Below are 21,870 nucleotides of genomic sequence, written 5' to 3' on the forward strand. Positions count from 1 at the left end.
AGAGAGGATCAACCCAGAACCTCGAAATCGAAATCATCGTGCAATCTGCGCAGGCGGTAAGCGTTCATGGCGAATTCGCGCAGCTCCTCAAGAATGGTGTAATTCGCCCATGCGCCTGCGACAGCACCGATTCCAGGCACCATCTGCAGCATTTTCCGGAAGTCAATGGCGTCACGATACTCGATCTGAAATGTCTCCCAGTCCATATTCCGGGAGTATTCGGCGTCGGAGACCCACTGTTCCTTTTCAATATGCCAATGCGTGATGGAATAGAGCAACCTGGCGCGGTTTTCCGGCCCCGAAAAGGTCATTTGAAATACCTTGAGAATGAATACCCGCTCGGAGAAGTGCTTGGTGTCATAACCATAAACATGCGCTAGCTCGAACAAAAATTTCATTTTGATCGCAATTAAAGCTGGAAAGTCTACCATACTAAGCATAATGCCGCCAGCTCCCGTTCCAGCGCCTTCTGCAACTGCTATTTTTTGGTATAAGGCAAACAATTCTTTCGCTTCCTTATCGGCAGACTCCAGACCCAGAGTGCTCTGCACCGGACGGCGAGGCGTATATTCCGCACCGAACAATGCCGTACGCACGATTGATCGTATGGTGGTCGTAATGATGTTATGCACCTTCGGGGGAATTAAATGATTTATTCGATTGCCGATTGTTTTCGATGTTTTTTCCAGCCATCCCGGGGGTTTGAACATTTTTTGTTCCCAGTTGGCAACTTCCCTTTGTACTTTATGCTCGTAATTCATGATCAATCGCTCCTCCAAAAGACATAGCCATATTGTAACGAATATCTCCGTAATTAGGAACAGACCGCGGTAGGTAGCGGACCTCGACTAAAGTCCAGCATCACATACAGGATAGATAAGAAGGAACTGTTTCAACTCAAAAGCCATTAAAGGTTTCTTTGGCCATAGTATCGAACATTTTCATAATCACAAATACAGCAGGGTTGAAAAATCCGAACTTCAATGCTTACAAAGTTGTCAGGGGGATTACAATAAATGAAACCATCAATACAAAGAATTCGAGATTTAACTTTAGTGCGAAGAGCGGGAAGCCGCTTATTGGTCATAGGCTGTGACTCCAGCGCAAGTATCGGGAACAAGCCAATGGATGCTCTGCAGACTCCGCCGGATATAGTCGGCTATTATACAGCCAGAGTTGCGGTTATGGAAGTTCTGTCCGTGGGCGCGGATATTCTTACAGTAGTGGATACCCTAGCTGTGGAAAAGTATCCGACAGGGAGCGAAATTATCCGCGGGGTACAAAGGCTGCTGGACGAAGCTGGACTCACGGAGGCTCATTTGAACGGTAGCACAGAAGAAAATTTCAAATCGTGCCAGACCGGCGTAGGGATTACCGTAATCGGGGAAACCGATGAGGAACGGCTGAAGCTGATGAGGTCGGTTGCCGGAGACTGTGTGGTTATGCTGGGAGAACCGCTGATCGGGAGCGCAGTATTGGAACAAGAGGCAAGAGTATGCAGTATCCGGCAGCTGCAGTCACTTGTAGCCTCGCCTGAGGTGCATGAGATTCATCCGGTCGGCTCTAAGGGGGCCGGGTATGAAGCAGGACTTCTGGCAGAGCTGAACGGCTGCATTTTTCAGGCAGTTCCAGGGATCACAGAAAAGCTGAATGCCTCAGGAGGCCCGTCGACGGCGGTGATTTTTTCAGCGGCAGAGGAAAAACTTGAACACCTCCAATCCGAAATTGGCGGCGAGATGGATATTATCGGTCGTTTGCTCGATAAAGCAATGTAGATTTTTCTTTAGGACAAGCACTTTATAAATAGCCCAATTGGAGGAGTCTGTATGCCATATTGTAAAGTCAAGAATGCCAATATATATTACGAGGAAATTGGTACAGGTAAACCGATTATAATGATCCATGGTTTTACACCAGACCATCGGTTAATGAGTGGGTGTATGGAACCGATATTTGAAGACATCCCCGGTTGGCGTCGTATCTATCTTGACCTGCCTGGAATGGGACAAACAAAGGATTACGATCAAATATGTAATTCAGATGATATGCTGGAAGCAGTTATAAATTTTATTGAAACTCTTGTCCCAAACCAAGATTATCTCATAGCAGGCGAATCATACGGTGGATATATTACAAGAGGAATAATTAATAGCCATAAAGATCGTATTGGTGGAGCTGCACTGATTTGTCCATTAATTATTCCTGAACACAAAAGAAGAATACTTCCCGAGCATTTTGTTGTTCATTCTGATCGCGAGTTTATGGACACCTTAAGTGAAGAGCAAATAAGTGATTTTAGCGCCAATCAAGTCGTTCTCAATGAATATAATTGGAAAAGGTATTAGGAAGAGATAGTGGCAGGTTGTAAGATCGCTGACTACGATTTTCTTAGCAAGATTCAAAGAAACTATGGATTTTCCACCAATATCAATGAATTAGTTTTCGATAAACCAACAGTATTTACTCTTGGGCGACAAGATGCAGTCGTTGGTTACAAAGATGCTTTTAGTATTTTAGACAATTATCCTAGAGCAACCTTTGCCGTCCTAGACCGAGCAGGCCATAATCTTCAGATTGAACAGGCTCTATTATTTGAGTCGCTTATGCGTGAATGGCTTGAAAGAGTAACAGAGTTTGGATTTTAGTTGTGTATTAATCCGTTGAACTAACATTAGCTTGTCAATGGAAGAAACAAATATCCTTTCCCCTGCGGTTACTCCCCATCTAAATTAGAGCGACTTATTGAAAATAGAAAGCACCTTTGTTACTGTTACTGATATACAAGCTGGGAAGGAAGGTACATTATGTCATCAACAACTCAAGTGTTTAAAGCAACAGAGCCTCATGTGAAGATCATCGGGCGGACCCACTACTATAACGAAGTGCTGTGGCTGGCTCTCTCAGGCGGCGGTGTGGAATTTTCATTCCATGGCAGAAAAGCGGAGATTACTTTAAAAGGTGATGCTGTCGCCTCAACCGGTAATAACTTGGCTCGAATTGGCATCAGCGTAAACGGGAAACGGGTAATTGACGATCAACTGGACACACCGATTAAAACGTATACTGTATTTGAAAGCGATACTGTGCAGGATATAACGGTAACGGTTATTAAACTATCAGAGGCTGCGATGTCAACAGTTGGGATTCAAGAGATCGCTGTCGATGCTGCGGATGGCATTAAGCCAACCCCGCCAAAATTACATACAATTGAATTCATCGGCGATTCCATTACCTGCGGCTATGGAGTTGATGATGAATACGAGCTGCATTCTTTTTCCACGGCTACGGAAGATGTCACAAAAACCTATGCCTACCTGACTGCTCAGCAGCTTAAGGCTGACTATAGCATGGTTTCATACAGCGGATACGGCATCATCACAGGCTATACGGAAAACGATCAAAAGCTTACCACTCATCTTATCCCGGATTACTATGAAAAAGTGGGCAAGTCTGAGGGGGGATTTGAGGGTACACTGTTGCCCCAAGAAGTATACTGGGATTTCAATAAGTTTGTGCCTGATCTGATTATCATTAACCTCGGAACGAACGATGATTCCTATACCAAAGAGGAAGCCAGTAAGCAAGCAGAATATGCCCGGAAGTATATTGAATTTCTAAAAATGGTCAGACGCAACAATCCTCATGCCTCAATTCTGTGTACGCTGGGGATTATGGGGGATAGACTGTATCCTTATGTCGAACAAGCTGTTAGCGGGTATAGCCGGGAAACAGCCGACAGCAATATTACCACAATGAAGTTTGACGAGCAGCTGGCAGCTGACGGCTACGCCGCCGACTTCCACCCGTCTCAAGCTACTCACAGTAAAGCGGCGAATAAACTGACTGCTCAAATCAAAGAACTTATGAAGTGGTGAAATATGTAAAACATTAGTCCCCTAAGAAAACGATACTTTTAGCGGGGTCGTATAATTCCTTTAATTGTTTAACGTCGGATCTCGGAGGTGAACCAAACATACGGGAATATTCACGGCTGAATTGGGAAGAACTCTCATAACCGACCCGGAAAGCAACTTCAGCAGCTTCTGCAGATTCAGAGAGCAATACTCGCCGCGCCTCCTGTAATCTTAATTGCTTCTGAAATTGAATGGGACTCATACCTGTCACTTCCTTAAAGTTACGATGGAAAGAAGAGAGGCTCATACTCGCCGTTTCGGCAAGCTCTTCAACACGCATAGATTGATTGAAATTTGTAGTGATGTGATCAATTACTTCTCTGATTCGATAGGTATTGCTGCCTTCCATTGCTATTTGACCTAGTGTAACACCGTAAGGCCCCTTCAGAAGGGTATAAAGAATTTCCTTTGTAAATAGTGGAGCTAGGTACGGGATGTCCTCTGGCCGGTTCAGCAATTCAATGAGTCTTAGCGTCGCATCCATTAAGGAATGCTCCATCTGACCTACAAACAGGGCACGCTTTGCATTGTCATTCGGCACTGTGCGAACGTTAGCCTCGTTGATAACCTCTAAAATCTGGTCATGTGTAAATTCTAATTTAATGCTCAGATAAGGTGTTTCGGAGGAAGCTCTAATGATCTGGCCGACTACAGGCAAATTCATGGAAGCAATCAAATAATCTGCTGATCCGTATTCAAATCGTTCTTGAGCCAAGAGCACCTCTTTTAACCCTTGAGCAATAATGCAATAAGAAGGTTTATACACCCTGTATGCAGGTTCAGATACTCCGGAGTATCGGATTATAGACAGATTGGGTATAGCTGTCTCAAACACTCCATCTTTCGGTGAAAATTGCTCGATGAGCTTTGCCAGTTTTTTTTGTTGATTTAGGATTTCCTCCGACATGATGATTCCTCCAATTTTCTTTTCTCGATTATAAACCAAACGAAACAAGAGCAGATGCATTTATGCAATCTGCTCTTGTTTTTAGTATCTTAAGATTGTCAGATATCTAATTTACGGTTACCAATCCATTTGACCATTTCAGGATCGCGGTGGGAGAAGAACAAGCTCTCTTTCGTGTCTAACGCCATAATCGCATTCATATCTTCTTCGCTTAATTGGAAGTCAAAGATACTGAAATTTTCGACCATTCTTTCTTTGCGAACCGATTTCGGAATGACTACAACCTCTCTTTGGGTTAACCAGCGTAAAACGACCTGAGCAACAGATTTATTATACTTTTCAGCGATGGATACCAATAGCTCATTCTGGAAAAGGTTATTCTTTCCTTCAGCAAAGGGCGCCCATGACTCGATTTGTACCTTGTTCTCCTTCATAAATTCTTCACTTTCGATTTGCTGATTGAAAGGATGCGTTTCAACCTGATTTACGGCAGGAACGACTTCATTATGAATAATTAGATCGATTAGGCGGTCCATATGAAAGTTACTTACGCCAATTGCACGGACCTTTCCTTCACGGTACAATTCCTCCATCGCGCGCCAGGAGCCATACACATCACCAAACGGCTGATGAATCAAATACAAATCCAAATAATCCAGTTGCAATCTATTCAGTGAATTCTCAAACGCTTTCTTCGTGCGCTCATAACCAGTATCCTGGACCCAAAGCTTCGTTGTGATAAATAACTCATCTCTTGCAATGCCGCTCCGTTTGAGCGCTCTGCCAACGGCTTCTTCATTCAGATAGGAGGCAGCGGTATCAATCAACCGGTAACCACTTGTGATAGCGTCATAAACGCTTTGTTCACACTGACTTTGATCAGCAATCTGATACACACCGAAACCGAGCACTGGCATTTCTACCCCATTGTTCAAAATTACTTTTTGCATAAAATATCCTCCAGAAGTTTAGAAGTATTGTTTCTCAATCGGTAACGCTTATCCATTACATACTTATTATGCTCCAGATGATCAAGGAATCGTTATATCATTCATGCCATATCATTGCCTAATCCTCTTACTCATCTCATTTAATAGCTCGCTTTTATTGTTGGGAGTCATAAACTTCTTTCTAATAAAGCCCCCACTTGTTTGGCCATTTCCTGCGGCGTCAATCTCACTTTGAAATCCTTTTATACAGTGAACAAGAAGCCGGGTTCTAAAATAGGACGGACCTGCCCCATTGCTACTGAGTGTGGTAGCTATTTCACTAAGAAATTTTGCGGTTGCTCCTACTAAACAATTTACAGATAAGGAACATTATCCAGCTTAGATACCATTAAAATAATTATTATTACAGGAGGTACTATAATGTTAACTGTTAATGCACGCGCTACATTTAGTCCGGAAGGTCCGTTCAAACTGACTACTATAGAGCGGAGAGAACTTCAACCGCATGATGTCCTCATTAAGATTAAGTACGCTGGGATTTGCCACTCTGGGTTGTAACTCTGACAAGTGATGCCATCTTTGCGATGCAAATAAACAGGCTTTCCAGAAACAATGGAGCTGAAAAAATATCCAAGGATTTTTGCAGTGAGTTAATTGATGAGGTTATGGCCTTTATACAAGAATAAAAAGCTAATGGTTATTTTATTTTTGACTCCAGATCAATAAGGGATTAAAATTGATCGAAATGGAGTGATGAGGTTATGGCAAAACGCGCGATGTCCCCGGAGGCTAAAGCTATAAAAGCTCAGGCCATCTTAGATAAAGCAGCAGAAATGTTTATTTCAACTGAATACGGAAAAATTAAAATGTCCGATATCGCTAAACAGATGGGTATGTCAAACGGTATTTTGTTTGTTTACTTTAAAACCAAAGAGGCGTTGTTTTTCAGCCTGTTGTGCCGAGAATACGAGAAAAGGCTTGCTCGTCTGACAGAAATGGTGAAAGAAATGCAAATCCGGAATTTCGATGACTTCAAGAGTCTCGTCTTAATTGAGCTTACTGAACTGGTCGATCATAATCCCTTGTATATCTTGCTGGAATCTATGCGCACGGCAGTATTTGAAAAAAATGTTGACGCAGAAACGATGCTGAATCAGAAGCTAAATCTGTACCAGTTAATGGCAGATCTTGTGTCTATAATTTGCGCTCATAACGCGTTAACACAAGAGGATATCATGGATATCCTCCAGGCCGAAGCCTCAATTATAACCGGCTGTAAATTATCTGCCACCTTACCCGCAGAGGTCATCGATATTATTGAAAAGAACGGACTGGAGGGTTTCAAACGTAATTTTAAGAATGATGTGCTCAAGACAATGAATTGTTATCTGGATGGTTACCAGAAGAACCACATAGAAGTTCGTACTAACAAGCAATAGTATTAGTATGTTCAAGGTATACACAAGAAGTGGCGAAGCATTACAAAATTTTATGGAAGGCAGGCGGAGAAGCGCGGACGCAGTGGAAGATTGCAAGGGTTTGAGTAAAGTAAAGGTTAATCAAAACCACCCGTTTGACGGGTGGTTTTGATTTCATTACTATAATTTTCCGTTTGTAGGATCTATAGAGCGGGCCTAAAAAGGTACATTTTATTTCACCGATAGCTTGGCGCCGTTGCTGGCAATGATGTCTTTGTACCAGTGGAATGACTTCTTGCGGTAGCGTTCCAGCGTTCCACTACCGTCATCGTGGCGATCAACATAGATATAGCCGTACCGTTTCTTCAACTGTGCGCTCGAAGCGCTGACGAGATCTATGCAGCCCCACGACGTATAACCCATCACTTCCACACCATCGGCAACAGCTTCTGCAACTTGAAACAAGTGATCGTTTAAGTATTGGATACGATAGTCGTCTTCGACTGTTTTTTCACCGGCTTCGTTTACGATAAGCTCGTCTGCCGCACCTAACCCGTTTTCCACGATGAATAGTGGTTTCTGGTAACGTTCATAAAATGTATTCAGTGTGAAGCGCAGGCCCTGCGGGTCAATTTGCCAGCCCCATTCGCTTGCAGGGAGATAGGGGTTCGCCACGCCGCCCATGATGTTTCCTTCGCCATGTATATTTTTCTCAGGATCGGCAGTTTGGCAGACACTCATGTAATAACTGAAGGACACAAAATCGACTGTATGAAGTAACTGCTCTTCATCTCCCGGTTCCATATGAATATTGATGCCCTGCTCGCGGAAGTAACGCTTCATGTAGCCTGGGTAGCGTCCGCGGACGTGTACATCGCCGAAGAAATAGTTGCTGTGGTTATATTTCATAACAGCAATTATGTCATCCGGATGCGGTGTCAGCGGATAAGTAGGAACGCTCAGCACCATACAGCCGATTTGTGCCTTTGGATCGATTTCATGGCAGAGCTTAACTGCGGTCGCGCTCGCAACCAATTCATGGTGAATGGCCTGGTACAAATCCTGCTTACTGAGCTTTTCTTTTGGTGTGTAAATACCTCCGCTCATAAACGGTACTTCCAGAATCGAGTTAATTTCGTTGAAGGTCAGCCAGTACTTGACTTTGCCTTTATAGCGTTTGAATACCGTGCTTGCATATTGAGCGTAGAAATCCACTAATTTCCGGTTCACCCAACCGTCGTACTGCTTGGACAGATGTAGCGGTGTTTCGTAATGCGAGAGGGTAACCAGAGGCTCAATGCCATATTTCAAACATTCGTCAAACAGAGAGTCGTAGAAGCGTAAGCCCTCTTCATTTGGCTCTGTTTCGTCTCCATATGGGAAAATACGCGACCATGCGATGGAGGTCCGGAACACTTTGAAACCCATCTCTGCAAACAACTTAATATCTTCTTTGTAACGGTGGTAAAAGTCGATGCCGATCAGCTTCATGTTATCTTCTGTAGGCTCTTCGGTAATCGCTCCCATAGCACCTTGAGGCGAGACGTCCTGAGTGGATAGCCCTTTGCCTCCTTCATTATAGGCACCTTCAAGCTGGTTGGCGGCGACGGCGCCGCCCCATAAGAATCCTTCAGGGAATGACAGGCCAGTTTGACTTAGATTTTTCATACTGAAATCTCTCCGTTTCTTTTATGTGATACACTAGAAAGCAACTTCTACTATCAGCCTAGTTGGTGTAACCCGTTACATGTCAAGCACCGCAATTTAAAAGGAGAGGAATCAATGTCAAAATTTAAAAAAATCATGGAAATGACCGGTTACTCCCGGGCTACAGTCTCCCGGGTAATCAACCAGTCGCCTAAAGTTAGTCCTGAAGCGCGCAACAAAATTTTACGGATCATGCGCGAGCTCGATTATGTGCCTAACAGCAACGCCATTTCGCTATCCACGGGACGGACGAAGCAAATCGGCCTTGTTGTCGCTTCGCTGAATGAAATGATAATGCCTTTTGTGAACGGCTTTGTGGATAGGGCGATGGAGGACGGATACCAGACGATTATTTATCCGACGCGGGGCGATGCAGCTACGGAGCTACAGGCATTTGAAGATTTGCGCAGCAAAAGAGTGGATGCAATTGTCATTGTCACTTGCGTTAACGATCCGCACAAGCTGAAGGCTTACTGCAAATACGGCCCTATTGTATCATGGCAGCGGATGGAGGAAGGCGGCATCCCTTCCATTGCAATGGATCAGTCAGTGGGTTATACGCTGGCACTAGAGCATTTGATTGGTAAGGGGCACCGGGCAATCGCCAATCTTTTTGCCAGGCCGAACAGTTTAAATACGCACAGCAGGCGTGAGGCTTACGAACGGACGATGCAGACATACGGAATGCCTGTACTGAGAGAGTGGTATCGGGAGAAGATATATACCCTTCGAAAGGGAGAAACGGAGCTGGAGCATTTGCTATCCGCCTCCGGACCTAATGCGCCGACTGCTGTACTATGCCCGAACGATTACGTAGCAGTCGGTCTGCTGACGGAGGCGCGCAAGCGGAGCATCGACGTTCCCGGTCGCCTGGCCATCGTCGGATTCGATAACATCGATCTAGCGCGCGTCTTTGGTCTGACAACCGTCGACAACCCGATTGCGGAGCAGGCCCGCAACGCATATACAGTGCTTGCGTCGCAGCTCACTGGCAGCGGCGCGCAACCAGACAAGTTGGAGTACCGGTTGGTGGTGCGGGCGTCAACCTAGGAAAATGTTGTTGAGGAAAAATTACATTGGAGACAGAAATATGTGAGGAGGTGAGAAAAGTAAAACCATGGTTTGTGATCACCCTAGCTCCAGTGGCTTCATAAAAGTTTAAACGGCAATCTTCCCCTTAGCTTTTATTTATCCGTTCAGTACGGATCAAGCGCAGTTGTCATCCCCTCTGCTGTATATCCTTGGAGATGGAATATGAATTCAAGGTAATCTGTAAACAAAACCTTCCAGCTCATCAATATCGGCGATGTCCGCCTACTTCAAACGCTTTGCCCGAATCGCTCCTTTAGCTTGCTCTTATAGTTCGTCGTGCGTCCGCTCGAATGAGTGGCGCTCTCGATATTGCTGCGGGGTAAGCTTGAAGCGATTATTAAATTTTTTATAAAAAAAGGTGAGGTTATTAAATCCAGTAGTTTCTGCAATATCGTAGATTGGACGATTTGTGTTTGCTAATAGAAACGAAGCGTAGTTAAATTTTTCACTTTGAATGAGATTTTTAAATGTTTGCCCTGTTGTTTTTTTAATCAAGGAGGACAAATAATTGGGGTTGAAGTTAAAATGTTCCGCCGTTGAGGTCAGTGTACATTCCATAAAATGCTGCTCGATGTATTTTAAAATGTCGATAGTGCTAACTCTTGGGCTTGTTAACGCCTCTGGACGGTTCGTATCGTATTCGAACACGCGCAATAGTTCGTAGAAAATGAGTTGCATATAAGAATTTATCATTTCAAAGGAGCCGATGGCGCGATCGTAAAATTCGCAGAGCAACTGCTTAATCAAGATAAGCACGCTAGCATTGTTTTCTGAGTGGAAAATGATATAACGATTATGATTTTGATGTTCGGAGATCGCATTGGCCAAAAAGTGGGAGAGAATACCACCGTTCGCTATTTTGCTTAGAAAGGAAGAACTGAAGTAAGATTTGCGGATAAGAATATTCACGATAACATCCTGTGATGTCGTTGCCAGAATGGCATGAGGAACGCGAGTATCAAGAATGCAAACCTCTCCCTGTTTCAGGGTAACCTGCTTGTCATTGATAATTTGCGTACATTGTCCGGAATATACGAAGTTAAGTTCTATGTCACTGTGAATATGAAGAGGAACTTCAGCGAAGCGGGTGTGTTTGTATATCATAATGTTGTCCTTCTCACCTATAACATCGACAAAGACAAATACCTCTTGTCCGTTTTCCAACACGGTTTTGGGCATAAATTCATAAACGGATGAACGGAAGCAGGGATTCAGTTCATAAAACTTTTCCCTTTCGGTCAAACTATGCAGATAGTTGTCAAGTTGGTCATGATTCAAACTGAATTCCTCCATCTGTATATGTTGGAGGTAACTATAACATCTGAAAAAATGATAGTCAATAACAATGCTTTTGATATTACAAACTTAATTTGAAAGCGCTATATTTAGATTGAAATAAAGAAATTCAATTTTATTATCGTTGTTTTTTCTTTGATTGTGTTGGTTTGGTACCTTTCTTGAGTCTGATTACAATTAGATTAGAATCAAATCCGATTAACTTGTATGAGAAGATATGATACTCAAACCTAGTCATATTAAAGAGCAGGTTCACCTTAGATTCAACTTATAGAAAGGAAGCGTTTTGGATGAAGAAAATTTCTGAGCTATTACAAAACAGAGAAGGGAACTACATCCTTCCGTTTTTTTGGCTACACGGCGAGGAAGAAGGTACACTCCGTGAGCACATGCAGGTAGTTCATGAAAGCGGTATCGGCGCGGTATGCGTAGAATCACGGCCTCACCCTGATTTTGTTGGTCCTCGTTGGTGGAACGATCTTGACATTATTATGGATGAAGCCCGCAGCAGGGGGATGAAAGTATGGATTCTGGACGACGCGCATTTCCCTACAGGCTATGCTGCAGGCCGGATCAAATCGGATTATCCACAGTATGAGAAGTTGTATCTCAAAGCACATCAACAGGATTTTGTGGGTCCCCAGATTCAAGGCGGGATCATGGTGAAGTATGCATTGCTTCGACCCGGTGATCGAGGACTAGCAGTGGATATGACAACAGACTCTACATCAGGAAAACCGGAAATGGTAGATAGAGATCGGATTATCGGCGTTGTTGCAGCGCGCAAGACAGGACCTGATGAAATAGATGCGGAATCGCTAATTGACTTGACAGAATATTTGCATGAAGGAACGGTGTATTGGGACATTCCGGAAGGACGTTGGCGCATTTATACACTAGTTGTAACGAAGTCTGGTGGCGAGAAGGAGACAGAAGGATACCTTAATCCAATCGTGCCGGAGGCAACACAGGTACTGATCGATACAGTTTATGAAGCTCACTACTCCCGCTATAAGGACGACTTTGGAGACACACTGGCAGGATTTTTCTCGGATGAACCGCGGTTCGGCAATGTAAAAGGGCCCCTTGCCTCGATCGGGCGGTTTGATATGGTCCTTCCTTGGCGAGATGACCTGCCTGAAATGCTAAGTTCTTATTTTACTGGGGAGAAAGAAGTCATTCGCCATCTCCCTTTACTATGGGCAAATGCTGGGGTAGAAGGACATCGTATGCGTTACCGTTATATGGACCTTATTACCTCCTTGTATGCTGAACATTTTACGAAACGTCTCGGAGATTGGTGCCGGGGTCATAATGTGGAATATATTGGACATGTCATTGAAGATAACAACGCTCATGCCAGATTAGGATACGGGGCTGGACACTTCTACCGTAGCTTGTGGGGACAGGATATGTCCGGTATCGATGTAGTGCTTCATCAGATTTTGCCCGGATTAGATGACGGCTATTACAAGTCGATTACAGCAACTGGCTGGGACGGAGAATTTTTTCATTACGGTTTGGCCAAAATGGGCGCTTCGCTCGGTCATCTAGACCCGAAAAAGCATGGACGCACCATGTGTGAAGTTTACGGTGCTTACGGCTTTGGGGAAGGACTGAAGCTGATGAAATGGATTACGGATCACATGCTGGTTCGCGGGGTGAACCATTTCGTGCCACATGCTTTTTCATTGAAGAAATACCCGGATCCTGATTGTCCACCGCATATGTATGCAAATGGTAATGACCCTCAGTATCGTTATCTGGGTGTATTGACGCATTATATGAATCGGATCAGCCACTTGCTCTCGGATGGCCGGCATATTGCCCCGGTAGCCATTCTATATCATGGCGAAGCCGAATGGTCCGGAGATTACATGCTCTTCCAGAAGCCTGCGCGCGAACTGATGCAACATCAAATTGATTTCGATGTCGTCCCTGCTGAATTGGTAGCCCATGCCCACGTTGAAGATAGTAGGCTCTATATTCATGACGAGCGGTTTGAAGCATTAGTTATTCCTTACGCCGAAGCATTGCCGGCCCAGTTGCTTATGCAAGTGCAGACATTTACGGAAGCTGGCGTAAAGATATATTTCGTAGACGGACTTCCGGTTCGCACCAGTGAAGGTGAAGCGTTAAGGAAGGATCAGTTACAGAAATTAGGGGGACTTGATGGAGAGAACATCGTAGCCCTTAATCAGCTTTCTGTTCGGCTGAAACAGGAGGACGTGCATGATATCTCCGTATCTGAACATCAGCCCTATTTAAGATACTATCATTACATTCATCCAGATGGGGAAGCGTACATGTTCTTCAATGAAGATCCCGCCCAAACGATTAGCACCACAATTGAGATCCCTGCTATAGAAGACACTCAGCAGTTGTTCATCTATGATGCATTCTTGAATCAACTATCTCCATTAAAGGTTCATACCCGGGAGGGAAAACATTCATTTCATCTTAAACTTGATAAATATCAATCTATGATCGTTGTCCAAAGTGAAACTATAGCAACAGAAACGGTTCTTTTTGCGGAGGCGAACGACATGTTGCCAAATATTAGAGCGATAAAAGGGGAGTGGCAAATATCACTTGCTACTGCTGCGCAGTATCCTAATTTCACCGACTATGGAGAGACCACCGATCTTCGGTCACTGGCTCTTCCGGGGGTTCTGCCTTCTTTTTCAGGTACGGTCCGTTATGAATTGACATTCGATATGCAAAAAATACCTGATGCTGCAAGACTAATCATCCATGAGCCTTATGAGGTTGCGCAAGTTTGGTTGAACGGTCAGGATCTCGGAACCCGTATTTGTCCACCTTATACTTACGATGTCAACGGATGCCTTCAAGCAGGCGACAACCGGTTAATCATTGAGGTGACGAATACCCTAGTGAAAGAACAGCAGGATTATCTGTCGCAGTTTCTAATTCAGGAACCAACAGGTATTGTCGGCGGAGTGTTCTTACAATACTAGATTAAGAAATGGAATGCCCTTCATTTCATAAGAACTCATGAGGAGTGACTATTCATGGATCAACGTCAGTTGGCAGCAGAGGTGCTACGAAGTGTTGGTGGCAAGGAGAATATTAACAACGTAACTCATTGTGTAACACGTCTTAGATTTGAATTGAAAGACAACAACTTACCAGATACTGAGGAGATAAAAAAGCTGGAAGGCGTCATTTCAGTTATTCAGCAAGGTGGACAATATCAAGTTGTTATCGGCAATAAGGTTGCCTTAGTTTTTAACGAGTTGAGCTCGCTCTTAGGCGGTAATACTGAAAGTACGGAAGCTTCAGAGACTGAGACAAAGGGGAAAAAGAAGCTGTTTGACCGCTTTACCTCAATGATATCCGGTGTATTTATGCCTGCTATGGGTGCGTTCTCGGCAGGCGGTATTATCAAAGGGATCCTTGCGGTGCTTTCATCATTTGGCGTGTTATCGGCAACTGACGGGACATATATCGTGCTTAATGCGATGGGGGATGCACTCTTTTATTTCTTCCCAATCTTTCTCGGCAGCTCGGCAGCCAAGTATTTTGGCTTGAACCAATATCTAGGGATGTTAATTGGTGCCTCCATGGTTTATCCTACTCTGGTAGCGTCTGTCGGCGCTGAGGAACAACTAACGTTCTTAACAATGCCGATCAAAATGATGAATTACACATCCTCTGTATTTCCGGTCATCGTTGCTGTATGGTTCGCATCGTTGCTGTACAAGCTTATTGATAAAAGAGTTCCTCAGAGCTTGAAATATTTCTTGTCCCCTTTGATCGTTGTATTGATTACAGTTCCATTGACCTTGTTTGCTATCGGTCCAGTTATTATGTATTTGAGTGATGGACTGGCCAGCATTACAACAGTTGCCTATAATTTCAGCCCAGCTCTTGCAGGTCTGGTTCTTGGGGGGGGATGGATTCTCATCGTTATGTTTGGTCTTCACTGGGCGTTTGTTCCGATCTTTGTTAACAATGTGATTACTGCAGGCTCCGACTCCTTAATGGGATTACTGGCAGCTAACCAGTTTGCTATAGCCGGCGCGGCGCTTGCTTTTGGATTGCGTGCTATCGATAAGCAACAAAAATCACTGGCTATCTCCACTGGCGGAACGACATTGCTTGGGGTGAGCGAGCCTGCTCTGTACGGAGTGTTGCTGCCGAACAAAAAGCCATTGATCATGGCAATTATCGGCGGTAGCGTCGGAGGCTTATTCGGCGGATTGATGCATTCAAAAGTATATACGTTTGTACCTGCTGGAGTGTTTGCAATTCCAGGTGCGATTAACCCGGAAGGAATTGATTTGGGATTTTACGGATATGTTATACAAATGGCAGTAGGTCTGATTGTTGCTTTCGTTCTCACTTACTTTTGGGGATATCAAAAATCCGGCAACAATAAATCCGGCGCAGAAACTGCTTTAGTGACCAGTGGTCCTGCGAATGGTTCGGTACAAAATTCACAGGTTGCGACGAACAAAGCAGAGCAGATCACGGTATATAGCCCTCTTTCAGGTGAAACGGTGGAATTGAAGGATGTAAGCGACGAAGCTTTTTCAAGCGGGGCTATGGGGAAAGGTATCGCAATTATTCCGAGTAACGGGAAACTGGTCTCTCCGGTAACGGGAGTTGTTACGACTGTTACCAAATCGAAGCATGCCATTGCGATTACAGGTGATCTGGGAGAAGAAGTCCTTATTCATGTGGGTTTGGACACCGTTAAACTAAAGGGTGAGGGTTTTGATCTTAAAGTGACAGAAGGCGATCGGCTTCAAGTGGGGGATATATTAATGGAAGTCGATCTCAATTTGATCAAGGACCGCGGGTTTGATGTCGTCACGCCTGTAATTATAACTAATACTTTCGATTATTCAGAAGTTGAAAGTAGGAATTTAAATCGGGTAATTGCAGGAGAGTCATTACTTACTCTTGTGAGATAACAAGCGTCAACAACAAGCTTGAAGAAATGAACTGTGAGTTCATATATCCATACAAGGAAGCCGTCGGTAAGCTTGTTCCTGTTAGCTTTCTTGAGTACCCTTAATTTATACAAATTCTCCGGTAAGGGTGGGGGAGCAGTTCACCCGGAGGGGCGGACTACAGGGTCCCTAGGCTATCTATACGTGGAATCAAAAACGGCTGCGCTGTCCAGTAATGGGCGGTGTAGCCGTTTTGTTCTTGGTTTCTGAAACGTTGACAATTGACTCTCAGTCACTTATAATTGACTCAGAGTCAAATACAAAAAATACGGAGGTTTTATTCATGAGTCAAAAAGTTGTATTAATTACAGGGGCATCTTCGGGTATCGGTAAAGAGGCGGCCATGGAGCTGAAAAATAAAGGTTTTACGGTTTATGCGGCTGCGCGGCGCATCGACAAAATGCAGGATCTTGCTGCAAAAGGCATTCGTCCTATTTCCTTGGATGTCACCAATGACGAATCCATGATTCAGGCTGTCAATGAGATTCTTAAAAAGGAAGGAAGAATTGACATCCTGGTTAATAACGCAGGCTATGGCTCATATGGAGCGGTCGAGGATATTCCTATGGAAGAGGCTCGGCGACAGATGGAGGTGAATGTCTTCGGACTGGCGAGACTGATACAGCTTGTGGTGCCGAGCATGCGCAAAAATAAATTCGGCAAAATTGTTAATGTTTCCTCTATGGGAGGGAAGATTTGGACCAATTTTGGCGGCTGGTATCATGCAACCAAATTTGCAGTAGAAGGTCTTTCGGATTGCCTTCGACTGGAATTGGAACCGTTTGGCATTGATGTCATTGTTGTGGAGCCAGGCGGAATTAAAACGGACTGGGGAATCATTGCCGCCGAAAATCTGAAAAAGGTATCTGCAAAAGGACCGTATGCTCAGGCTGCCAGCAAATCGGCCGATGGAATGATTAAAAATTATACAGGCAATCAATTATCGAAACCAGAGTTAATTGCACGCACCATCGGCAAGGCTGTAACCGTGAAAAGACCGAAAACGCGCTACCTGGTCGGTTATATGGCGAAACCGATGGTATTTATGAAAACTGTCTTTGGAGATCGTGCCTACGACAGAATTATCAAAATGTTCAGTTAATCATACAAATACAACTAATATGAAAAGGGTGGATATCATGACTAAGTTTGATCCTCTTTTGCCGAAAACAACAACGTATTGGAAAAGGGACGGTATTTTCTTTATCAAGCATACGAATTTTTTTGTAACCATGGAGGAAGCTTACGCCATCGGAGAATTGCTTAAGGAAGCTCATCGCGACATAGAAACGAATGCCATCGTCATTGACAATCGTGAGGCAAAAGGAGCATGGACACAGGAGGTAAATAAAGTCTGGATAGAGGTATCGATGGAAGTCAGCAATGAAATCCCAAAAAAGGTCGCTACGTTAACAAGCGATGTTGTCGCTGCCATGCAAATTAACCGGCTTTCCCGGAGCAATGGAATGGAACAAATGTCCAAAGGGTTTTGCAGCGATTTCGATGAATCGGTTAGGACCTTCTTGAAAGAATAAAGACAAAAAAGGCGGTTTTATCTTTGACTCCAGATCGATGAGCCCTTTAAATAAATCGTATGGAGTGATGAACCTAATGTCAAAGCGTGCAATGACTCCCGAGGCAAAGGCCATAAAAGCAAAGGCTATTATGGATAAAGCGGCTGAAATGTTTCTGTCATCGCAGTACGAAAAAATCAAGATGTCCGATATAGCCAAGCAGATGGGCATGTCAAACGGGATTCTGTTTGTGTACTTTAAAACAAAAGAAGCATTGTTTTTTAGCCTGCTGTGCAGGGAGTATGAGAAGCGACTCACTTGTCTGACGGAGATGGCGAAGGAGTTACCTGTGCGGAGCTTCGATGACTTCAAAAATCTCGTTATGAATGAGCTCATGGAACTGGTCAACCAGAATCCCCTTTACGTTAAGCTGGAATCCATGCGCACAGCGGTTTTCGAGAAGAATGTGGACCCGGAAACCATGCTGAACCAGAAAATCAATCTGTACAAATTGATGTCAGAGCTAGTTGCCACTATTTGCGCTTCGCACGCATTAACCCAAGAAGATGTGATGGAGATCCTCCAGGCTGAGGCCTCTATCATAACCGGCTGCAAATTATCAGCCACCTTGCCCGAGGAGGTTGTGGATATCATCAAAAATAACGGCCTGGATGGACTCCAACGTGATTTTCAGGGCGATATTCGGAAAACGATGATTTGTTATCTGGATGGATATTATAAGAATTATATAGTCATTCGTACTACCGGACAGTAGTTAAAGTTCTAATGTGGAAAAACGGAGGGTCAGAATGACAAAAAGAAAACAGACTGACACGGCTGTTGTAGCTGGCGCTACAGGAATGATGGGGAAACAGCTAGTGCGGCTCTTGCTTGAGGACCCGGCATATCAAAGAATCATCGTACTTGTACGTCGGAGTATGGGCATATCCCACCCGAAACTGGTGGAAAAACAAGTCTCTTTTGACAGACTGGAAAGCGAATTGGATGCTTCTGTACTTAAAGACGCTGATGTCTTCTGCACGTTAGGCACGACAATGAAACAAGCGGGCTCAAAAGAAGCCTTTTCCAAAGTTGATCATGAGTATCCGTTGGCTCTGGCTAAAGCTGCTCTTCAGCATGGTGCCGCCAGCTACGTCATTGTTACCGCGATGTGGGCGTCCGAACAGTCCAAGATGTTCTACACACGTGTTAAAGGGCAATTGGAGCGGGATTTATTGTCTCTTGGGCTACCACGTCTTGTCATCCTGCGTCCCTCTCTCTTGATAGGGGATCGTGAGGATGAAAGCTTTGGGGATCGGGCAACGGATATGATTTTTCGCTTGATTGGTCCATTATTGATTGGGCCGCTAGCCAGAATGAAAGCAATCCAGTGCAAGGATGTGGCTCAAGCTATGCTTATGATGGCGCATGAATCAGGTCCAACAGTTGAAGTGCTGGAGTCTGAAGTTATCTCATTAAGAACCGGCAAGAGAAACAGTCGTAACAAGGTTTAACACAACTATAATATGGGAGCTGGTCTTTAATGAAAACTTGGTTTATAACTGGAACTTCAAGTGGATTTGGTCGGAGTCTGACTGAGCTTTTATTAGAACGTGGTGATCGGGTTGCAGCTACGTTTCGAAAAGATAATGCATTGAATGATCTAAAAGATCGATATGGTGAACAATTGTGGGTTGCTACATTGGATGTAACTGATAATCAGGCGATTCGAACCGTTGTTGATCAGGCATTTAAGGATTTAGGGAATATTGATGTTGTTGTTAACAATGCAGGCTATGGATTGTTCGGAGCAGCTGAGGAAGTGAGTGATGAACAAATTACGCATCAATTCAATACGAACGTCATCGGGTCCATTCAAGTCATTCGAGCTGCGCTTCCTTATCTGCGTGCCCAAGGCGGCGGGCGCATCATACAGCTTTCCAGTATGGGCGGGCAAGTAGCATTTCCAGCTCTGAGCCTTTATCATGCAACGAAGTGGGCTATGGAAGGCTTTATCGAAGCTCTCGTTCAGGAAGTGGCTCCCTTCAATATTCAGGCTACGCTCGTTGAGCCTGGAAGTGCACGAACAAAATTCAATGGCAGCATGATTACAGGCGAGCCTATGAGCGAATATGAGAATACCCCTGTAGGCTATATTCGGCAAATGTCGCAGCAAGCCGCGACGGAAAACTTCCCTGGTGATCCGGAAAAGATGGCTCAGACCATAATTGTAGCTGCAGATTCTGATAAAGCTCCGCTGCGGCTAACACTGGGAAGTGATGCTTATGAACTCGTTCATAAAAACTTGGTTTTACGCATAATTGAGTTAGAGGAACAAAAAGAGGTAGCTTATTCTACAGACTATAATATTAAAGCCTTTTGAAAAGGATTTTCACGAACATTAAAAAAAAGCCCTATATAAATAGAACTTAAAAACTTGAGATATGGGAAGGAGTTAATGTAAATCGGGATGGAATTTCATCATCCCGATTTTTGCAGTTATTATAGAGGAATTTGTCGCCATAATAAATCAACAAATGTGGTATATCCCGCTATAAACCATTCGGCGGAATAAGTGTACCCATAATCATTTCCGTGAGATTTTAAAATAAATCGTGCATCACTCTCATATGAACTTCCATTCATAATTGTTACTATAACGATGTAGCAAGACAATACAGATTAAATTAGGAGGGTTAAAGATGTTGAAATGGAAGCGTTCTCTTACAGTCTTGGCCATGGCAGCCTTGCTGGGAACGATGGCGGCATGCGGCGGCGGGGCAAAAAACAATGCAGAAACTTCTGCAGAGCCTGCTAGCACAAATACTGCCGAAAAGGGTGCACCAAGCAATGAACCTGTTAAGCTACGAATTATGTGGTGGGGATCCCAGCCGCGACATGAGGCGACCTTGGCTGCGCTGGACTTGTACACAAAGAACAACCCCAATGTTACGTTTGAGCCGGAGTATTCCGGTATGGATGGATACTTGGACAAATTATCGACTCAAGCTGCGGCTAGTAACGCACCAGATATCATTCAGCTTGATCCGGGCTGGACGCCGGACTGGATGTCACGTAACCAATTGGCTGAGCTGGCTCCTGAGGTCGATGTAAGTAAATTTGATGAGAAATTGCTGGCCGGAGGCCAACTTGACGGTAAGCAATATGCTGTTCCTCTGGGTTCGGTAGCGTTTGGCATGGTGTATGACAAGGCTGCTATGGATAAGCTCGGGATTGCGAGTCCGACCAATGGCTGGACTTGGGATGATTTCTTCGCCTTGGCCAAGGAATCCAAATCCAAGCTGCCAAGCGGGCAATATTTTACCTTGGACTATGCAGGCAACTACTTTATGTATTCGGCCTACCAATACGCCAAAGGTAAAGGCCAGGTCATCACTGATGATGGTCGCTTCAACGTAGATCAAGCTGCCTACTTGGAATGGACCAAGAAATTTGAAGAGCTGCGCAAAGAAGGATTGGTTCCTCCGGCGGATGTAAACGCATCCGACAAGGAAAATGATCCGCAAATGGACTTGATGGCAGCTGGCAAAGTTTTATTCCGGTATAGCTTTTCTAATAACCTGGGGACTTGGGACAGCATCAAACCAGGTGCTTACGCACTTGTAACCATGCCGCGTGCAGAAGAAGCAGGCGGATGGCTGAAACCATCCATGTACCTGTCCGTCTCCAAAAACTCCAAGCATGCTGAAGAAGCTAAAAAATTCATCAATTGGTTTGTGAATGATCAGGAGGCAGGTAAGATTCTGCAAACATTCCGCGGTCTGCCCGCTAACAAGGATATTTCCACTTCCCTGGAAGCAAACATGAGCGATCTGGATAAGGTTGGATTAGAACTCCTCCGTGCTACTGAAAAGGATGGTCAGACCTGGTCGGCTGGAGCAGGAGGCTGGACGAATTTTATTGACAAAGACTGGGTGCTTGTCCGGGATCAGCTTAGTTTTGGAAAAGTCACACCGGAGAAAGCCTTTGAACAGTTGAAAGAAGCAGCACAATCTTACGAGAAATAATTCAAGGACGAAGCCCGGAACAAGCCTTGTTCCGGGCCTTGATTTTAATTTCGCTGCAGACGGCT

General features: G+C 44.4%; 17 protein-coding genes and 2 pseudogenes. 14 read left to right on the forward strand and 5 right to left on the reverse strand.

The genetic code is table 11. The features are described from left to right. Positions 1–8: 8 nt before the first annotated feature. Entirely contained in the window at positions 9–761 is a 753-nt protein-coding gene (locus H70357_RS18005) for an EcsC family protein (protein WP_038592321.1), read from the reverse strand. Positions 762–1,016: 255 nt separating this feature from the next. Between H70357_RS18005 and H70357_RS18010 the strand changes: the two genes are divergently transcribed. The 3 genes and pseudogenes from H70357_RS18010 (at position 1,017) to H70357_RS18020 (ending at position 3,875) form a co-directional block, all read left to right on the forward strand. Continuing rightward, positions 1,017–1,775 (forward strand): AIR synthase related protein, encoded by a 759-nt coding sequence (locus H70357_RS18010; RefSeq protein WP_038592323.1) that lies wholly within the window; start codon positions 1,017–1,019, stop codon positions 1,773–1,775. Between the two features lie 51 nt (positions 1,776–1,826). Continuing rightward, a pseudogene (locus H70357_RS18015) lies at positions 1,827–2,645 on the forward strand (alpha/beta fold hydrolase). A 159-nt stretch (positions 2,646–2,804) separates the two neighbouring features. After that, positions 2,805–3,875: an SGNH/GDSL hydrolase family protein gene (locus H70357_RS18020; protein ID WP_052092099.1), complete on the forward strand. Its 1,071-nt coding sequence runs from the start codon at positions 2,805–2,807 to the stop codon at positions 3,873–3,875. A 13-nt stretch (positions 3,876–3,888) separates the two neighbouring features. Here the strand turns inward: H70357_RS18020 and H70357_RS18025 are convergent, their stop codons facing one another. Both H70357_RS18025 and H70357_RS18030 read right to left on the reverse strand, forming a co-directional pair. Continuing rightward, complete coding sequence (locus H70357_RS18025; RefSeq protein WP_038592325.1) at positions 3,889–4,821, reverse strand: AraC family transcriptional regulator; 933 nt, start codon at positions 4,819–4,821, stop codon at positions 3,889–3,891. A 98-nt stretch (positions 4,822–4,919) separates the two neighbouring features. Next, complete coding sequence (locus H70357_RS18030; RefSeq protein WP_038592327.1) at positions 4,920–5,771, reverse strand: aldo/keto reductase; 852 nt, start codon at positions 5,769–5,771, stop codon at positions 4,920–4,922. Between the two features lie 420 nt (positions 5,772–6,191). On the opposite strand from H70357_RS18030, the pseudogene H70357_RS36695 reads away from it, so the two are divergent. After that, a pseudogene (locus H70357_RS36695) lies at positions 6,192–6,326 on the forward strand (alcohol dehydrogenase); the annotation flags it as partial. Between the two features lie 206 nt (positions 6,327–6,532). Next, entirely contained in the window at positions 6,533–7,210 is a 678-nt protein-coding gene (locus tag H70357_RS18035) for a TetR/AcrR family transcriptional regulator (RefSeq protein ID WP_038592329.1), read from the forward strand. A gap of 210 nt (positions 7,211–7,420) precedes the next feature. On the opposite strand, the gene H70357_RS18040 is transcribed toward H70357_RS18035, so the two are convergent. Beyond that, positions 7,421–8,857: a glycoside hydrolase family 1 protein gene (locus H70357_RS18040; protein WP_038592332.1), complete on the reverse strand. Its 1,437-nt coding sequence runs from the start codon at positions 8,855–8,857 to the stop codon at positions 7,421–7,423. A 114-nt stretch (positions 8,858–8,971) separates the two neighbouring features. On the opposite strand from H70357_RS18040, the gene H70357_RS18045 reads away from it, so the two are divergent. After that, positions 8,972–9,946 (forward strand): LacI family DNA-binding transcriptional regulator, encoded by a 975-nt coding sequence (locus H70357_RS18045; protein WP_038592335.1) that lies wholly within the window; start codon positions 8,972–8,974, stop codon positions 9,944–9,946. A 306-nt stretch (positions 9,947–10,252) separates the two neighbouring features. Here the strand turns inward: H70357_RS18045 and H70357_RS18050 are convergent, their stop codons facing one another. Beyond that, positions 10,253–11,266: a helix-turn-helix domain-containing protein gene (locus H70357_RS18050; protein ID WP_038592338.1), complete on the reverse strand. Its 1,014-nt coding sequence runs from the start codon at positions 11,264–11,266 to the stop codon at positions 10,253–10,255. A 308-nt stretch (positions 11,267–11,574) separates the two neighbouring features. Here H70357_RS18050 and H70357_RS18055 point away from each other — a divergent pair, with 308 nt between their 5' ends. From H70357_RS18055 to H70357_RS18090, 8 genes are all read left to right on the forward strand, one after another. Further along, entirely contained in the window at positions 11,575–14,262 is a 2,688-nt protein-coding gene (locus H70357_RS18055) for a glycosyl hydrolase (RefSeq protein ID WP_038592340.1), read from the forward strand. 54 nt (positions 14,263–14,316) lie between these two features. Next, positions 14,317–16,224 (forward strand): beta-glucoside-specific PTS transporter subunit IIABC, encoded by a 1,908-nt coding sequence (locus H70357_RS18060; protein ID WP_038592342.1) that lies wholly within the window; start codon positions 14,317–14,319, stop codon positions 16,222–16,224. A gap of 322 nt (positions 16,225–16,546) precedes the next feature. After that, positions 16,547–17,365 (forward strand): oxidoreductase, encoded by an 819-nt coding sequence (locus H70357_RS18065; RefSeq protein ID WP_038592344.1) that lies wholly within the window; start codon positions 16,547–16,549, stop codon positions 17,363–17,365. A gap of 37 nt (positions 17,366–17,402) precedes the next feature. Beyond that, complete coding sequence (locus H70357_RS18070) at positions 17,403–17,798, forward strand: hypothetical protein (RefSeq protein ID WP_038592346.1); 396 nt, start codon at positions 17,403–17,405, stop codon at positions 17,796–17,798. A gap of 76 nt (positions 17,799–17,874) precedes the next feature. Beyond that, positions 17,875–18,552 carry a TetR/AcrR family transcriptional regulator gene (locus H70357_RS18075; RefSeq protein WP_038592348.1) on the forward strand — a complete coding sequence of 226 codons (678 nt, stop codon included), beginning with the start codon at positions 17,875–17,877 and terminating at the stop codon, positions 18,550–18,552. Between the two features lie 34 nt (positions 18,553–18,586). Further along, positions 18,587–19,291 carry an NAD-dependent epimerase/dehydratase family protein gene (locus tag H70357_RS18080; RefSeq protein ID WP_038592352.1) on the forward strand — a complete coding sequence of 235 codons (705 nt, stop codon included), beginning with the start codon at positions 18,587–18,589 and terminating at the stop codon, positions 19,289–19,291. A gap of 29 nt (positions 19,292–19,320) precedes the next feature. Further along, a complete protein-coding gene (locus H70357_RS18085; protein WP_038592354.1) occupies positions 19,321–20,160 on the forward strand; it encodes an SDR family oxidoreductase in 840 nt (279 codons plus the stop codon). Positions 20,161–20,479: 319 nt separating this feature from the next. Next, positions 20,480–21,805 carry an ABC transporter substrate-binding protein gene (locus H70357_RS18090; RefSeq protein WP_038592357.1) on the forward strand — a complete coding sequence of 442 codons (1,326 nt, stop codon included), beginning with the start codon at positions 20,480–20,482 and terminating at the stop codon, positions 21,803–21,805. Positions 21,806–21,870: the final 65 nt, after the last annotated feature.

Origin of the sequence: Paenibacillus sp. FSL H7-0357 (assembly GCF_000758525.1) — a bacterium.
Lineage (GTDB): Bacteria > Bacillota > Bacilli > Paenibacillales > Paenibacillaceae > Paenibacillus_AQ.

Coding starts and splice junctions, on each gene's coding strand:
- H70357_RS18010 (WP_038592323.1), top strand. CDS start 1,017: ATGAAACCATCAATACAAAGAATTCGAGATTTAACTTTAGTGCGAAGA.
- H70357_RS18070 (WP_038592346.1), top strand. CDS start 17,403: ATGACTAAGTTTGATCCTCTTTTGCCGAAAACAACAACGTATTGGAAA.
- H70357_RS18090 (WP_038592357.1), top strand. CDS start 20,480: ATGTTGAAATGGAAGCGTTCTCTTACAGTCTTGGCCATGGCAGCCTTG.
- H70357_RS18045 (WP_038592335.1), top strand. CDS start 8,972: ATGTCAAAATTTAAAAAAATCATGGAAATGACCGGTTACTCCCGGGCT.
- H70357_RS18025 (WP_038592325.1), bottom strand. CDS start 4,821: ATGTCGGAGGAAATCCTAAATCAACAAAAAAAACTGGCAAAGCTCATC.
- H70357_RS18035 (WP_038592329.1), top strand. CDS start 6,533: ATGGCAAAACGCGCGATGTCCCCGGAGGCTAAAGCTATAAAAGCTCAG.
- H70357_RS18085 (WP_038592354.1), top strand. CDS start 19,321: ATGAAAACTTGGTTTATAACTGGAACTTCAAGTGGATTTGGTCGGAGT.
- H70357_RS18020 (WP_052092099.1), top strand. CDS start 2,805: ATGTCATCAACAACTCAAGTGTTTAAAGCAACAGAGCCTCATGTGAAG.
- H70357_RS18060 (WP_038592342.1), top strand. CDS start 14,317: ATGGATCAACGTCAGTTGGCAGCAGAGGTGCTACGAAGTGTTGGTGGC.
- H70357_RS18065 (WP_038592344.1), top strand. CDS start 16,547: ATGAGTCAAAAAGTTGTATTAATTACAGGGGCATCTTCGGGTATCGGT.
- H70357_RS18055 (WP_038592340.1), top strand. CDS start 11,575: ATGAAGAAAATTTCTGAGCTATTACAAAACAGAGAAGGGAACTACATC.
- H70357_RS18080 (WP_038592352.1), top strand. CDS start 18,587: ATGACAAAAAGAAAACAGACTGACACGGCTGTTGTAGCTGGCGCTACA.
- H70357_RS18005 (WP_038592321.1), bottom strand. CDS start 761: ATGAATTACGAGCATAAAGTACAAAGGGAAGTTGCCAACTGGGAACAA.
- H70357_RS18075 (WP_038592348.1), top strand. CDS start 17,875: ATGTCAAAGCGTGCAATGACTCCCGAGGCAAAGGCCATAAAAGCAAAG.
- H70357_RS18040 (WP_038592332.1), bottom strand. CDS start 8,857: ATGAAAAATCTAAGTCAAACTGGCCTGTCATTCCCTGAAGGATTCTTA.
- H70357_RS18030 (WP_038592327.1), bottom strand. CDS start 5,771: ATGCAAAAAGTAATTTTGAACAATGGGGTAGAAATGCCAGTGCTCGGT.